Below are 15,100 nucleotides of genomic sequence, written 5' to 3' on the forward strand. Positions count from 1 at the left end.
GAGTATGGGCTCAATGCAGGCCTAGTCTGGCCTCGAAGGCGCGCACCAGCGCCTCGTAGGTGCCGTTGTTCTTGATCTTCTGCAGCCCCTCTTCGAAGCGACTGGCCATCTCCTCACCCCGGGGATGGGCGCGGGAGAAGGCGAGCCAGAAACCGTCGGTGGAGATCTTGCCCACCTTGACCACCTTTCCGCTCAGCTGTTTCTGCTGGATCTTGAGGTAGCCCGGCATCTCGTTCATCAGTATGTAGTCGACCCGGCCGCGCACCAGCATCTCGATGATCTGGGTGTCTGACTTGGCCTGGAAGCGGGTGATCCTGGGGTTTTCCATGAAGTCGGTGGGGTAGGTGTAGCCGAGAGTGATGCCCACCGTCTTCTGTTCCAGCGAGGTTAGCTTGAGATCCCGGCGCGGTTCGCTGGCCAGGGCGAAGATGGCGAGATCCTCCTCGAACATGGGGGTCTCGTGCCAGAAGTACTGGTAACGGTTCTCCTCGGTAATGGTTGCATCGAAGCAGCCGAGCACCTTGTCGCTGCGCGCCTCGTACATGCAGCGGGCGAAGGGGATGGTGCGAAACTCCACCTCGACCCCCTCGGCGGCAAAGGCCGCCTTCACCAGCTCGGGGGCCAACCCCCGCGGCTGGCCGCTCTCTTTGTCGAGAACGCAGTAGGGCGCCCAGTCATCTTCCGCGGCGATCAGTACAGACTCGGCCCGGGCGCTTCCCACCATCAGCAGAAGACAGATAACCAGCCAGTGAATGTGGGTTGCGTGTGTCATGGTCTCTCTCCCGTTGCCAACTGCCCTAGCAAGCATAGTTGCTGGGGCTGGCCGCAGGCGCTGCCAGATACAGGGCAAAAAAACGCCCCGGTAGGCATAGCGGGGCGAAAGGCGCACATCCTTGAGCTAACAACAGGGGGTCAATAACCGAACCGGGTGGCCTCGAAACGGTTAAGCAGTCGGTGGATGAGGTAACAGGCCAGCAGGGTGGCGACGATGGCAAACAAGATGCTGCTGACCCGGTAGAGGGCACTGAACACCAGATCGTTGCCGGGCGTCAGGTACTGGCCGAACAGGATGCCGAGGGTGGTGAGGGCGCCGAAGCCGACCCCGGAACCGCTCGCCTCCTTCACGTGGGCATGACTGAACAGCATGGCGCCGAGCCAGAGCAGGGGGGCAACCAGGATCAGCAGCCCGGACCAGTCGTAGAGCACCAGCTGGCCGACCAGGCCGAAGCTCACCCCGAGCAGGGTGCCCATGGCCCGCTTGCGGGCATAACTCAGGGCGCCGTCCCAGTGCATGGGGAAGAGCACCAGCAGGGTGGTGGCCTGGGCCGACATGGAGTCCCGCAGATCGAAGAGCTGGAACACCATGAAGGAGAGGGTGGCGATGCTGGCGCCAAGCAGCGCCTCGTGCCGCATCCGGTGTGGTGCCTTGGGGGAGGGGGCCGGTTTGGGGCGCTCCTCCACGTCGGGGATGAGTGCCGTCATCAGGTAGGCGATGAGCACTGACAGCACGCTGGCCCACAGGTTGCTGAAGATGAGGTCGTTGAGATCGGTCTGCGGGTAGCTGGCAAAGTGCAGCATGATGCTGAGACTCAGCACCCCGTTGGCACCGAACAGGAACAGGCTGCCCCGTGACATGGCGGCGAAACGGTAGAGAAACAGCAGGAAGGCGATGGGGATCATCAGGCCGGGATGGCCGCCAAACAGCCCCCCCAGCAGCCCCACTTCCAGCCCGCAGACCACGGCGGCGGCGATCAGCTGGCGGGCAGCATGGCCGTTCATCACCGGCACCATGCCCAGCAACAGCACAGGCGTCACCGTGTAGAAGACGCCGTAGTTCCAGCCGAACAGCTTGCAGAGCAGAAAGCCGCTGGTGCTGCCAAAGGCGATGCGCAGGCATTGGCGCAGTTCATTGGCGGTGAGGGGTCTGTGCCACAGGTTCATTGCCGTCACCTCAGTAGATGTAGTGCAGCAGGCTGAGCAGGCGGATCTGGGCGCGGGCCAGCAGCCCGGTCAGGGCGTTGTCGGGCAGCAGCTGCACGGTGGCGCGGGCGCCGGCCGGCAGATGGGCGGGCAGCTGTTCCAGCGCCAGATGCAGGCGCAGACGCTGGGCGTCGCGCACCCAGCGATCCGACTCGGTGGGGCTGGCCAGCTGGCCGTTGGCATCGAACTGACCGGCGCTGACCCCGGCATCCAGGCTGGTGACCCGGGCGGGATAGAGGCGGCCCGGCTCGCCGTCGAAGGCGACCAGGGCCAGGCTGTCCTGATCAACATGGCGCAGGCTCTTCTCGCGAAAATCGGCGATCACGTCCACCTGCTCGGAGACCAGCGCCAGCAGCGGGGCGCCCGCCGCGGCGAAGCTGCCTGGCTTGAGCTGCAGGTTGGTGATGATGCCGTCCTGGCTGGCGTGAACCCGGCTGTAGGCGAGGTTGAGCTCGGCCTGGGCGAGGCGGTTGCGGGCCTGGCGCAGCAGCAGGTTGTCGTCGCCGGGCAGGCCGCGGTTGACCCTGGCCTGGGTCATGCGCGCCTTGCTGGCCAGCAGGTTGGCCTGGGAGGTGCGAAACGCGCTGTCGGCGTCATCCTTCTGCTGCTCGGAGACCATGTGGCGGCGATAGAGGGCGTCGATACGCTCCGCTTCCCGCAGCTTGAGGGCAGCCTGGGTCTGCAGCGAGCTGAAATCGGCGCTGGCGGCGTTGAGGGTGGCATCGAGCTGGCGATTCTGCTGCTCGGCCTGGGCCAGGGCGAGGCGAGCCTGCTCTACCGCCAGCTCGAAGGGGGCCGGGTCGAGGGCAAACAGCAGGTCGCCCTGTTTGACGTGCTGGTTGTTGGCGACAGCCACTTCCATCACCTTGCCGCTGACCTGGGGCGCCATCTTGGTGACGACGCGGGTTGCCATGGCCTGCGGGGTGAGCGGCATCTTGAGGTCGGCCAGCAGGAAATAGGCAAAGACCAGCACGAAGGCGCTCATGGCCCATTTGATCCAGCGTTGGAATTGTTGATCCGGGGTCATCTCATTCTCTCTCTTCACTCTGCGCACCTATCTTGCCAAGGGCATTGGCACAGATGCGGTGCACGATATCTTCAAACTGTTCCAGCTCCCGCTGGCTGATGCCGGCGAGCAGCTCCCGGCGTATCTCCATGATGCGATCTTCAATCTGGTCGAGCAGCGCCTTGCCGGCCGGGGTCAGGGTGACGATGCGGGCCCGCTTGTCCTGGCTGCAGCAGTGGCGTTCCACCAGACCCTGCTCTTCCAGCTGGCCCAGGGTGCGCATCAGGGAGGGAAGTTCGATCTCCAGCGCCTCGGCCAGGGTCTTCTGGCTGAGGTGGCCGCCGAGCCGGCTCAGCTTCCACAGCGCCGTCCAGCGGGGATGAGTCAGGCCGAGGGGGGCCAGCTCGAGATCGGCCACGGTGCGCCACAGCCGATGCAGCCGGCCGACCCGCTCGGCGAGGGAGAGCTCGCGCAGCATTTCCAGGTCCTTCATCATGGGGGTGTCTCCTTTTACTTAGCTTGCTAAGCATTGTAATTGTTTAGCAGGCTAAGTAAATGGTGTGATCACGATCTTGTTTATGAAATTTGGAGGTAGGTCTCTCGTGGAGCTCAAGCTGCATGGGTGAAAGGGGTGAGCCGGGCTCTGTGGCCCCTTTGAGTGAATCAGAAGGCTGGATATGGTCGGCAGGGCTCGGCGAAATAAAGAGAGTCGTTTATTGGGATGGCATGAAAATAGTCACAGCGTTTTAGGTGCACCTTAATTAGACGGGGCAAAAAAATATTATATAAATGCGGCACTCTGTTCTTTATTCACTAATATTGATGAGTCAGCTAAACAGGGAGATGATAGCTGTGGAACGATATGAATCGGGTGACGCCCATCTCGGCATCGAGAGTCTGCTGGTGGACGTAGAATATGTAGTCGACGGCCATTATGGACTCAGCCTGGAAAATGCCGAAACCTGTCATGAATTTGACCCTGCCAATATTCCATTGTTATTAGCCGAATAGTCTTTCGGTTGGTGACATCCGCACGTCATATTGAGAGGGCAGCCTGTCACAGGGCCTGCCAGGACTGTTTATCCTCTTGCTGCAAGCCGCCATTGCCAGCGGGAGCGCCATGCTTGTAACAACCTAGGCGCTCGCTATCGAGCTGTCATCATCCTCCTTTTTATCACCCGGCAGATCCTGGCCGGAGTGTTTTTGGTGATCAGAGGATCACCCTTGCCTTGTACCGGGTGATCATTCACCACTGCCAAACCTGACAGGCCATTATTGTTGGTTGCGACGCTGGTTATTTGATCGTTATTTGACAATGACCGCTTCAAGCGCCGCTTTAAAGTGCAAAAGAGTGCGTGTCGGGGGGATTTAATGACGATGACAGGAACGGAAATACCCCCTGTAAAATGGGTGCCAACCTTGCCCGCATGCCATAGCGTTTAAGAATTTAATGTTTTTATATGCCTTTGTTGGCGGGCTAACCGACAGGAGGAACGGAGATCTCTAGAGTGGCGCCACACCACACGCTGGAGCATAACAATGAAAAACCTCTCTACCCCACACACCAGAACCGCCCTGTTCGGCGGTCGACAGATTGCCGGCATGCCCATGATGATCTTTCTGGGCCTCGCCACCTGCGTCCTCTTCTCGGGTTGGAACGGCTCGCTGCCGCTTGGCATGGTCGGCGCGCTGGCGCTGATGTTCGTGCTCGGCACCCTGCTGACCGAGCTCGGCGAGCGCATCACCCCCATCCGCGAATACCTGGGGGGTGGCACCATACTCGCCATCTTCGGCGGCGCCGCCCTGTTTGAATACCGGATCCTGCCAGTCGAGGCGGGTCAGGTGATCATCGGCTTCATGAAGGAGGGGGGCTTTCTCAACTTCTTCATCGCCAGCCTGGTGACCGGCTCTGTGTTCGGCATGAGCGGCGCCCTGCTGAAAAACGCCGCCATGCGCTACCTGCCGGTGATCCTGGGGGGCGTCGCACTGGCGCTGCTCAGCGTCGGTCTGGTGGGCGCCCTGATGGGCTACGGCTTCAAGAATGCGGTGCTGCTCATCGGTCTGCCCATCATGGGCGGCGGCATGGGGGCTGGCGCCGTGCCGCTGGTGGAGATCCTCTCCGGGCCGCTGCAGATGTCGAGCGCCGATCTGCTGTCGCGCATGGTGCCGGCGGTAGTGATCGCCAACACCCTGGCCATCCTGGTGGGTACCCTGCTGGCCCGCCTCGGTCGCCGCTACCCCTCCCTGACCGGCAACGGCAAGCTGATGATCAAAGAGAGTGCCGCTGGCGTGGCCGAGGAGAAGGCGCAGGCGCCGACGCTGGAGAGTCTGGGTCTGGGGCTCTTCATCAGCTCCAGCATGTTCGTGCTGGGCTCATTGCTTGGCAACTTCATCCCCATGCACCCCTTCGCCCTGATGATCCTGGCGGTGGCCGTCATCAAGGTGAGCGGCCTGCTGCCCCGTCGCTACGAGCAGGCAGCGGCCGACTGGTACCAGTTTGTGGTCACCAACCTGACTCCCTCCCTGCTGGTGGGGATCGGTGTCGCCTACACCAGCATCCCCGAGCTCATCAGCGCCTTCTCCGTCAGCTATTTCGTGCTGGTGCTGGTGACCGTGCTCGGTGGCGCCCTGGGGGCGGCGCTGGTAGGGCGGATGATCGGCTTCTACCCCATAGAGGCGGCCATCACCGGTGGCCTCTGCATGGCCAACATGGGGGGCACGGGTGACGTGGCCGTGCTCTCGGCGGCCCAGCGCATGACGCTGATGCCGTTCGCCCAGATCTCCTCTCGTCTCGGGGGCGCCGTCATGCTGATCCTGGCGACCCTGCTCATCTCGCTGCTGGCATAAGGAACAAGATAATGAACGACATCATGATGGGCACCAGCCTGCCCTATGCCGAACGCAAGCGTCAGGGATTGATGGGGCGCATGCCCCACAAGGAGGAGTCGCTGGCCCAGCAGCGACGCCGCATCTACCGGCTGGTCTCGGCCATGCAGAGTCCGTTTGATCAGCACCTGCTGCTGCGCCAGCTGCAGGAGGACAACCCGGTACTGTTCTACGAGCTGGTGCGCCACCATCTGCCGGAGCTGTTGCCCATCATCTACACCCCTGTGGTGGGGGAGGCGTGCCAGCGCCACAGCGACCTCTATCTGCGCAGCCACGGCCTCTACCTCTCCTGGCACGACCGGGACGAGCTGGACCACATCTTCGCGGCGGTGGAGCAGGAGGTGGACGTCATCGTCATCTCCGACGGCGAGCGGGTGCTGGGGCTCGGCGATCTCGGCATCGGCGGCATGGGGATCTGCATCGGCAAGCTGGCGCTCTACTCCGCCGCCGGTGGCATCAACCCGGCGCGCACCCTGCCGCTGTGCGTGGACGTGGGCACCAACAACTCCGAACTGCTGGAAGATGACTCCTACCTAGGCTGGCAGGCCCGGCGGGTAGATGGCGAGCCCTATTACCAGTTCATGGACAAGGTGGTGGCGGCCATTCGCAAACGCTGGCCCCAGGTAGTGCTGCAGTTCGAGGACTTCGCCGGCAAGCATGCCGCGAACCTCCTGGCCCGCTACCGCGACGAGCTATGCATGTTCAACGACGACATCCAGGGCACGGCGGCGGTGGCGTCGGCCTGCGTGCTGGCGGGCTTGCAGCAGGCGGGCAGCGCGCTGGCGGATACCCCTGTGCTGATCGTCGGCGCGGGCTCGGCCGGCTGCGGTATCGCCGCCATGCTGGCTCAGCTGGCGGGCAGCACGGAGCGAGTGCAGCTGTTCGATCAGGACGGTCTGGTCTGCCTGGACCGGGTCGGGCTCACCCCGGCCCAGCAGCCGTTTGCCCGCCCGGCGGGGGAGGCGTGCAATTCCCTGCCTGCGCTTATCGAGCGGCTGCGCCCCGGGGTGCTGATCGGGGTGAGCGGTCAGGGCGGTCTGTTCGACGAGGCGGTGCTGACGGCCATGGGGGAGGTGTGCGAGCGGCCGGTGATCCTGCCACTCTCCAACCCCACCCGCAGCGCCGAGGCGACCCCGGCCCAGGTGTGGCAGGCCACCGGCGGGCGGGCCCTGCTCGCTACCGGCAGCCCCTTCCCGCCGGTGGAGGTGGACGGCGCGGCGCGGGTGGTCTCCCAGTGCAACAACGTCTATGTGTTCCCGGGCATTGGTCTGGGGGCCTGCGCGGTCAAGGCGCGGCGCATCAGCGACGGCATGCTGCGGGCGGCGGTGCAGGCGGTGGGCGCCTATCCGCTGGCCGAGGGGCGGCTGCTGCCCCCCATCGAGCAGGTGGGGGAGGTGGCCCGCGCCGTGGCGAGGGCTGTGGCGCTCTGTGCCCGTGCCGAGGGGTTGGCCGATTTTGCCGGTGATCCCGCACCTTTGATTGACCAGACCTGGTGGCGCCCGCACTATTGGTCCGCGTCCTGATGTTGCAAGGCTAATCGATGAAACTGCGTCACCAACTGGTCACCCTCTCCCTGGGCCTGTCACTGCTCCTGATCGTCATTCTGGGCAGCCTGCTGGCGCTTTTCATCCGCCATTTGCTGGAGAGCAACCTGGAGGACAAAGGGGGAGATCTGGCGCGGGTGCTGGCGGGAGACAGCCGGGTGGTGCAGGCGCTGCAGTGGGGGAGCGATCCGGGCCTGCGCGACTATGTGCAGGGGATCTGCAGCCGCACAGATGCCGCCTACATGGTGGTGACCGACGAGCACGCCCGCCGGCTGAGCCACCCCTCCCCGGAGCTGGTGGGTGGCCTGTTTCGCGGCGAGGATATCTGGCCCTCCCTCAACGAGCGCAGCAGCTACTGCTCCAAGGACGTGGGCACCCTGGGGCCGGCCATCCGCTGCTTCGCCCCGGTGATCGGGCCTGACGGGCGCGCCATCGGTGCCGTGGTGGTGGGTTATCTGATGCAGACGGTGGAGAGCATCTACCTGGATCGGATTGCCCTGCTCATCAGCGCCATCGGCGCCGTGCTGGGCTGCGGTCTGCTGCTGGCGCTCTGGATCCAGCATCGGTTGCGCCGCACCCTGCTGGATCTGGAGCCAGAGACCATCGTCAACCGCTTCGTACTGCAGGAGCTGGTGCTGGAGCACATCTCGGAGGGGGTGATTGCCCTCGACTCCCGCGGCCACATCCGCATGCTCAACAGCGCCGCGTTTTATCAGCTGCGCCTGCCCGGCACCGGCCGCCACGCCCTGCTCGGCCAGCCGCTCTCGGAGCTGTCGCCGCCACTTGCCCCCGCCCTGACTCAGGTCGAGACCGAGCTCGGTTTCACCGTGCACGGCGAGTCGTTCGTCGGGCGCTGGCAGGCGGTGGAGGGCAAGATCCCCGGCCGGCTGCTGATCTTCAGCCGCCCCGAGGTGACCGGCAGTCTCGGCATGCAGGTGACCCACCTGCGCCAATATGCCGAGATGCTGCGGATGCAGACCCACGAGTTCGCCAACAAGCTGAGCAGCCTCTCCGGCCTGCTGCAGCTGGGCCACGTGGATCAGGCGGTGGAGCTCATCCAGCAGGAGAGCGAGGCGTGCCAGACCATGCTGCACGATCTGCTGCGGGCCATCGAGGACAAGCCGGTGGCCGGGCTCATCCTCGGCAAGTTCAGCCGAGCCCGCGAGCTCGGGGTGGAGCTGGTGCTGGATCCCGATTCGGCGCTGGGTGAGTACCCGGCGGCGGTGTCGGCGGATCTCATCACCCTCATTGGCAACCTGCTGGACAACGGCATCCGCGCCGCCTGGGCCCGGCGCAAGCAGTGCCCGCCGCGGGTGCTCATCTCCCTCAACGACTTCGGGCGCCGGCTGGTGATCGAGGTGGAGGACAGCGGTGAGGGGGTGGACGAGGCGCTGGCGGACCATCTGTTTGATTACGGCATCAGTCGCCAGACTGGCGATCACGGTGTCGGTCTGTTCCTGGTCAAGGAGACGGTGGCCAGGCGAGGGGGTGTGATAGAATGGCGCCGCACCGCCGAACAGACGACTCTGTTCGGTATCTACTTGAATAAAAACCAATTGGTGTGATCTATGGAGCCCATTTTCACGCTGGTGATCGAGGATGACGAACGGATAGGATCCATTCTGGCCGAGCTGGTCTCCTCCACCCCCGGATTTTCCCTGCTGGGTCGGGCCGAAAGCCTGACCCAGGCCGATCTCATGATGCGTGCGGCCCAGCCGCAGCTGCTGCTGGTGGACATCTCGCTGCCCGACGGCTCCGGCCTGGAGTGGGTGAACCGGCTGCGCAGCCACAACCGCGAAGCCTACGTCATCATGGTGACCGCCTCCTGCGACGTGGAGACCATCCAGCAGGCCCTCAATCAGGGGGTGCAGGATTACATCATCAAGCCGCTGCGGCTGTTTCGCATCCAGCAGAGCCTGGACGAGATCCTCACCCTGCATCGGCGCATCTGCGAGCGCGGCTCCCTCGAGCAGAGCGATCTGGACCGGCTGATGGGCAAGGTGAGGCCCCAGGGGCGCGACGTGCGCGACACCCCCAAGGGGATCGACGCCATCACCCTGCGCCAGGTGCTGGAGCTGCTGGCGGGTGAGCCGGACAGCGCCTTCTCCACCGATACGGTGGCGCTGCGCTTGTCCCTGAGCCGCACCACGGCGCGCCGCTATCTGGAGTATCTGGAGTCGGAGGACAGGGTGGACGTGGATCTCAACTACGGCCAGCGCGGCCGGCCCGAGCGCCGCTACCACTGGCGGCGGGGCAGCTGAGCCGCTTGCCGCACGCAGATCCATACCAGCAAAAAGGGAGCCGAAGCTCCCTTTTTTAGGTCTATACGTCGGCACGAAAACCGGTACGACGGGCCGCTCAGGCCTCTTCCAGCAGGACGCGGCGGGCTCTTGGTTTGAACTGGGAGAGCATGACCCCGCTCAGGATGAGGCCGCCCCCCAGCAGGTGATAGCCGTGGATGGGCTCCCCCAGGCTGATGACGGCGATGAGGGCCGTGCACAGGGGCATCAGGTTCATGAAGACCGAGGTGCGCTCCGCCCCCAGACTGGCGAGGCCGCGCATCCAGCAGTAGGCGGCGAAGATGGAGGAGGCGAGCCCGGCGAACAGCACCATGCTCCAGCCCTGGGCGGGAATGGCCAGGGAGTCGGCGGAGAGGGCCAGCGGAATGAGCAGCAGCACCGCCAGCAGGATCTGCAGGTAGAGGTTGAGCCAGGGGCCGAACGGCAGTTGCCAGCGGCGGATCAAGAGGCCATAGAGGGCATAGCTGGCCGCCCCCAGCAGCATCATGCCGTCGCCTGGGTTGATGCCGCTGTGCAGCAGTGCCTGAGGGTTGCCCTGACCCAGCAGCCAGAGCACCCCGAACAGGGAGAGGCTCATGCCGAGCAGCGCCTGCTTGCCCGGCTTCTGGCCAAAGCAGCAGGCCCCGATCAGCAGGGTGAGCAGCGGCAGCAGGGAGCCGATGACCCCCATGTTGGTGGCCGAGGTGCTGTGGGCGGCGTAGTAGGCGAGGCACTGGTAGAGCACCATGCCAAGCAGGGAGAGCACCAGCAGCTTGCCGAGCCAGGGGCGGAGATCGCGCCGGCGGCGCCACAGCTGCGGCAGGCAGAAGGGGGTCAGCGCCAGGGCGGCGATCACCCAGCGGTAAAACGAGATGGCGGCAGGATCCAGCACGCCGGCGGCGGCCTTGGAGACCACGGTATTGGCGGCCCAGATCAGGATGGCGAGCAGGGGAAAGAGAAAGGGCATAGGCACTCCTTGGTATGATGGAGAGAGTCTAGCCTTGTCTTGAACGATGCAAGTAGCGTAAATAAGACATGTCATAACCGCTTTGGGACAATCTGCATGGGCACCCTCACCCTGGCCGAGCAGGATCGCCTGCTGGCCGCCCCCAATCCCCTCTATTTTCGCTACAGCCAGATCCAGGGGGGCAACGCCTGTGCCGAGCATGCCCACCCCTGGGGCCAGCTCAGCCTCATCAGTCTCGGGGTCATGGTGGTGGAGGTCGGGGGGCAGCGGCTGGTGGCGCCGCCGGACTACCTCATCTGGGTGCCGGCGGATCAGCCCCACACCGCCTTCAACGAGCAGACCCTGGACTATACCTCCATCTACGTGAGCCACGCGCTGGCGCCGCGCCTGCCACGGGAACCCCAGCTGCTGGCGCTCACCCCCTTGCTGCGGGCCCTGCTGGAGGATTTCACCCAGCGCCGGGTCGGCCACATGGAGGACGAGTGGGATGCCCGCCAGGGTGAACTCTTCATCGAGAAGCTGGCTCGCACCCGTTGCCAGCCAAGCTACCTGCCCCAGAGCCGGGATCGCCTGCTCGCCCCCCTGCTGGCGGCGCTGCAGGCGGCGCCGGAGGACAACCGCACCCTGGCCCAGTGGGCCAAGGTGCTGCACACCACGGAGCGCACCCTGGCGCGGCGCTGCCAGAAGGAGCTTGGCATGAGCCTCGGCCAGTGGCGCACCCGGCTGCGGCTGGTGAAGGCGCTGGACTGGCTGCGCGGCGAGATGCCGGTGCAGGAGATCGCCTGGCGGCTCGGTTACACCTCCACCTCGGCCTTTATCGCCATGTTCCAGCGCGAACAGGGCTGTGCCCCCCAGCGCTATCGCCAGCAGCTGGGGATCGGCGCCGGGCAGGCACAGCTCTGACCGCGACCGCACCAGCAATGAAAAGGGCGCCCGCAGGCGCCCTTGTCGATCAAGGGATGGGCTTAGAAGAAGCCGAGCGGGTTGATGTCGTGGCTCACCAGCAGGTTCTTGGTGTTCTGGTAGTGGTCCAGCATCATCTTGTGGGTCTCGCGGCCGATCCCTGACTTCTTGTAGCCGCCGAAGGCCGCGTGGGCCGGGTAGGCGTGGTAGCAGTTGACCCAGACCCGGCCGGCCTGGATGCCGCGTCCCATGCGCCAGGCCAGGTTGCTGTCGCGGGTCCACAGGCCCGCCCCCAGGCCGTACTGGGTGTCGTTGGCAATGACCAGCGCATCCGCCTCGTCCTTGAAGGTGGTGACCCCGAGCGCCGGGCCGAAGATCTCCTCCTGGAACACCCGCATCTTGTTCTGGCCGTGGAAGATGGTGGGCTGGATGTAGAAGCCCCCCTCCAGTCCACTCACCCTAGCCGGGCCGCCGCCGATCAGCATCTTGGCCCCTTCGCCGCGGCCAATCTCCATGTAGCTCAGGATCTTGTCGAACTGCTCGCGGGACGCCTGGGCACCGACCTGGGTGGCTGTGTCGAGGGGGTTGCCCTGCACTATGGTGCGGGCGCGGGCCAGCACTCTGTCCATGAAGTCGTCGTAGATGCTCTCCTGCACCAGGGCGCGGGAGGGGCAGGTGCACACCTCGCCCTGGTTGAAGAAGGTCATCAGCATCCCTTCCACCGCCTTGTCGATGTAGCTGCTCTCGTGCTGCATCACGTCGGCGAAGTAGATGTTGGGGGACTTGCCACCCAGCTCCACGGTGGAGGGAATGAGCTTGTCGGCGGCGCAGCGCAGGATGTGGGCCCCCACCTCGGTGGAGCCGGTAAACGCCAGCTTCTGGATCCGGTTGCTGGTGGCGAGCGCCTGGCCTGCCTCGGCGCCGAAGCCGTTGACCACGTTGACCACGCCGGGGGGCAGTATGTCCTTGATGAGATCCATCATCAGCATGATGGTGACCGGGGTCTGCTCGGCGGGCTTGAGCACGCTGCAGCAGCCGGCCGCCAGCACGGGAGCCAGCTTCCAGGCCGCCATCAGCAGCGGGAAGTTCCACGGGATGATCTGGCCGACCACGCCGATGGGCTCCTTGAAGTGGTAGCTGACGGTGTTCTGATCCAGCTCGGCGGCCGAGCCCTCCTGGGCGCGGATGCAGCCGGCGAAGTAGCGGAAGTGATCCACCACCAGCGGCAGGTCGGCGGCCAGGGTCTCGCGCACCGCCTTGCCGTTCTCCCAGGTCTCGGCGATGGCGAGCACCTCGATGTTCTGCTCGATGCGATCGGCGATGCGCAGCAGCAGGTTGCTGCGCTCGGTGACGCTGGTCTTGCTCCAGCTGGCGAACGCCTTGTGAGCGGCGTCCAGCGCCAGCTCGATGTCGGCGGCGTCGGAGCGGGCCACCTCGCAGAACACGCGGCCATCCACCGGCGAGATGTTTTCAAAGTAGCGGCCGGCGCGCGGCGCCACCCAGTCGCCACCGATGAAGTTGTCGTAACGGGACTTGAAGCTGACCAGGGCACCTGCCTGACCGGGAGCGGTATAAATCATCTCATCATCCTTATGTGTGTGGTCCTGACCGGGCTGGCGAGCAGCCCGGTTGCTGCTGTGTATCGCAAGGGGCGTGCCAGAGGGTCTGACCAGCACAGTAAAAGTTACAAAAACGTTATCAAACGGGGTGCGGCAGCGTATCTTGGTTAACCAATGACCGCGGCGGTGGCGATACAACTGTGCCGTTTCTGGACAGTGGTCGCGACAGTCGTGCCGTTTGTGAACAGGAGGTGTGATGAGCGAGTTCCCTCAATCTGGTGCCAGCCCGATCCAGCGCTCCTGGCAGCGCTGCCTGCACCAGGGGTTGAGCCGTCAGCAGAGCGCCGAGCTGGACTTGCTGCCCCAGGGGGAGCTGTCGGCCCGCCAGGAGCAGCACAGGGTGCTGATCACCAGCTTCCGGCGCTTCGTGCTGCCGCTGTTTGACCAGCTGCTGGCGGGGCGCCCCTGTCGGTTGCTGCTGTGCGATGGCGAGGGTGCCATCCTGGCCGCCAGCGGTGACGACGGCTTCGCCCGCCACGCCGAGCGGGTCTTTTTGCGCAGCGGCGCCCGCTGGGGGGAGGCGAGCAAGGGCACCAATGCCATCGGCACCGCGCTGGCCGAGCAGAGCGAGGTACAGGTGCTCGGCAATCAGCACTTCTTCGCCCAGCACAGCTTTCTCAGCTGCAGCGCCTGCCCACTGCTCGGGCCGGACGGGCAAGTGATCGGCGTGCTCGACATCTCCACCGATGCGGCCCACCACGGCGGCGACATGCTGGGCACGGTGCGGCTGCTGGCCATGACCCTGGAAAATGCGCTGCTGGCGTGCCAGCCGGGCTGGCTGGTGGATCTCGAGCCCCAGAGTCTCTGGTCTGCCCGCCTGCTGCTGGGGGAGGAGGGTGAACTGCTCGGGGCCAACCGGGCCGGCCGGCTCTGGCTCGGCCAGCACCCTTTCGACGGCAAGCAGCTGCTGCGGGATAGGCGCGGATTGCGGCTGGTGCCGGAGGCCAGCTCAGTTGTGGCCCAGCCCGGCCTGCCGGCCGCGGCCGGTGGCTCGCACGGCCAGCAGGTGCCGCTCAAGATGCTGGAGCGCGGCATCTCGCTGCTTATCGAGGGGGAGACCGGCAGCGGCAAGGAGCATCTGGTGCGCGACCTCCATCGCCAGTCGAGCCGCCACGAGAAGCCCCTGGTGTGCGTCAACTGCGGCGCCCTGCCGGCGGAGCTGGTGGAGGCCGAGTTGTTCGGCTATGTCGGCGGGGCCTTCAGCGGAGCCCGCAGCCAGGGTAGTCAGGGGTATCTGCGCGCCGCCCACGGCGGCATCCTGATGCTGGACGAGATCGGCGAGCTGCCGCTGCAGGCCCAGACCCGACTGCTGCGGGTATTGCAGGAGCGCGCCGTCACCCCGGTTGGCAGCCACAAGCCCGAAGCGGTGGATTTCTGGCTGGTCAGCGCCAGCCACCGGGATCTGGCGGCCATGGTGGCGGCCGGCACCTTTCGCGAGGATCTCTACTACCGCATCTGCGGCTGGCGCCAGCAACTGGCACCGCTGCGCGACTGGCCGACCTCCGAGCGGCAGGCACTGGTCCAACGGTTGCTGGCCGAGATGGATCCTGCCCTGCACCTGACCGATGAGGCCGAGCGCCACTTGCTGGCCCACCCGCTACCCGGCAACGTGCGCCAGCTCAAGCAGGCGCTGGAGGTGGCCTGCGTGCTGGCGGAGGGGCAGGGCTGGATTGAACCCGCCCACCTGCATCTGCCGACCGTGGCGGTGGCGCCGGTCGCCACCACGGCGCTGGCGGGCAGCACATTGCGCCAGCAGAACCGGCAACGGGTGCAGCAGACCCTGACAGAGTGCGGCGGCAACGTGAGCGAGGCGGCGCGCCGGCTCGGCATCAGCCGCACCACCCTCTATCGGGCGCTGCGAGAGGCAAGCTGAGGCGTTTGTGACCTAAGTTTTTCGTGGTTAAGATGGGTCCACA

The 15,100-nt window shown here is 65.3% G+C and carries 13 protein-coding genes; 7 read left to right on the forward strand and 6 right to left on the reverse strand.

The genetic code is table 11. The features are described 5' to 3' along the window. Positions 1–10: 10 nt before the first annotated feature. From AB5Y94_RS02085 to slyA, 4 genes are all read right to left on the reverse strand, one after another. On the reverse strand, positions 11–772 hold the full coding sequence (locus AB5Y94_RS02085; RefSeq protein ID WP_017779880.1) for an ABC transporter substrate-binding protein: 762 nt from the start codon (positions 770–772) through the stop codon (positions 11–13). A 140-nt stretch (positions 773–912) separates the two neighbouring features. Continuing rightward, a complete protein-coding gene (locus AB5Y94_RS02090; protein ID WP_005303346.1) occupies positions 913–1,941 on the reverse strand; it encodes a DUF2955 domain-containing protein in 1,029 nt (342 codons plus the stop codon). 10 nt (positions 1,942–1,951) lie between these two features. Further along, positions 1,952–3,007 (reverse strand): HlyD family secretion protein, encoded by a 1,056-nt coding sequence (locus tag AB5Y94_RS02095; protein WP_368205003.1) that lies wholly within the window; start codon positions 3,005–3,007, stop codon positions 1,952–1,954. Between the two features lies 1 nt (position 3,008). Next, the gene (slyA, locus tag AB5Y94_RS02100) at positions 3,009–3,482 is read right to left on the reverse strand and encodes a transcriptional regulator SlyA (protein ID WP_010634735.1); all 474 of its coding nucleotides are present in this window, start codon (positions 3,480–3,482) and stop codon (positions 3,009–3,011) included. A gap of 293 nt (positions 3,483–3,775) precedes the next feature. Between slyA and AB5Y94_RS02105 the strand changes: the two genes are divergently transcribed. From AB5Y94_RS02105 to AB5Y94_RS02125, 5 genes are all read left to right on the forward strand, one after another. Then, positions 3,776–3,997: a hypothetical protein gene (locus AB5Y94_RS02105; RefSeq protein WP_368204620.1), complete on the forward strand. Its 222-nt coding sequence runs from the start codon at positions 3,776–3,778 to the stop codon at positions 3,995–3,997. A gap of 528 nt (positions 3,998–4,525) precedes the next feature. Continuing rightward, positions 4,526–5,833, forward strand: a complete 1,308-nt coding sequence (locus tag AB5Y94_RS02110) for a 2-hydroxycarboxylate transporter family protein (protein WP_017764159.1) — start codon at positions 4,526–4,528, stop codon at positions 5,831–5,833. Between the two features lie 11 nt (positions 5,834–5,844). Then, complete coding sequence (locus tag AB5Y94_RS02115) at positions 5,845–7,395, forward strand: NAD-dependent malic enzyme (RefSeq protein ID WP_368204622.1); 1,551 nt, start codon at positions 5,845–5,847, stop codon at positions 7,393–7,395. Positions 7,396–7,412: 17 nt separating this feature from the next. Beyond that, positions 7,413–8,981, forward strand: a complete 1,569-nt coding sequence (locus AB5Y94_RS02120) for an ATP-binding protein (protein WP_368204624.1) — start codon at positions 7,413–7,415, stop codon at positions 8,979–8,981. 3 nt (positions 8,982–8,984) lie between these two features. Then, positions 8,985–9,677, forward strand: a complete 693-nt coding sequence (locus AB5Y94_RS02125) for a response regulator (RefSeq protein ID WP_005303332.1) — start codon at positions 8,985–8,987, stop codon at positions 9,675–9,677. 97 nt (positions 9,678–9,774) lie between these two features. Here AB5Y94_RS02125 and AB5Y94_RS02130 read toward each other — a convergent pair whose 3' ends face one another. Further along, positions 9,775–10,662: a DMT family transporter gene (locus AB5Y94_RS02130; RefSeq protein ID WP_017788552.1), complete on the reverse strand. Its 888-nt coding sequence runs from the start codon at positions 10,660–10,662 to the stop codon at positions 9,775–9,777. A gap of 96 nt (positions 10,663–10,758) precedes the next feature. Here AB5Y94_RS02130 and AB5Y94_RS02135 point away from each other — a divergent pair, with 96 nt between their 5' ends. Then, positions 10,759–11,565, forward strand: coding sequence for a helix-turn-helix transcriptional regulator (locus AB5Y94_RS02135; RefSeq protein ID WP_005298514.1), 807 nt, complete (start codon positions 10,759–10,761; stop codon positions 11,563–11,565). A 62-nt stretch (positions 11,566–11,627) separates the two neighbouring features. Here AB5Y94_RS02135 and AB5Y94_RS02140 read toward each other — a convergent pair whose 3' ends face one another. Next, the gene (locus AB5Y94_RS02140) at positions 11,628–13,145 is read right to left on the reverse strand and encodes an aldehyde dehydrogenase family protein (RefSeq protein WP_368204626.1); all 1,518 of its coding nucleotides are present in this window, start codon (positions 13,143–13,145) and stop codon (positions 11,628–11,630) included. A 235-nt stretch (positions 13,146–13,380) separates the two neighbouring features. Here AB5Y94_RS02140 and AB5Y94_RS02145 point away from each other — a divergent pair, with 235 nt between their 5' ends. Beyond that, on the forward strand, positions 13,381–15,057 hold the full coding sequence (locus tag AB5Y94_RS02145; protein WP_368204627.1) for a sigma-54-dependent Fis family transcriptional regulator: 1,677 nt from the start codon (positions 13,381–13,383) through the stop codon (positions 15,055–15,057). Positions 15,058–15,100: the final 43 nt, after the last annotated feature.

This window comes from Aeromonas sp. s5, from assembly GCF_040907865.1.
Lineage (GTDB): Bacteria > Pseudomonadota > Gammaproteobacteria > Enterobacterales > Aeromonadaceae > Aeromonas > Aeromonas dhakensis.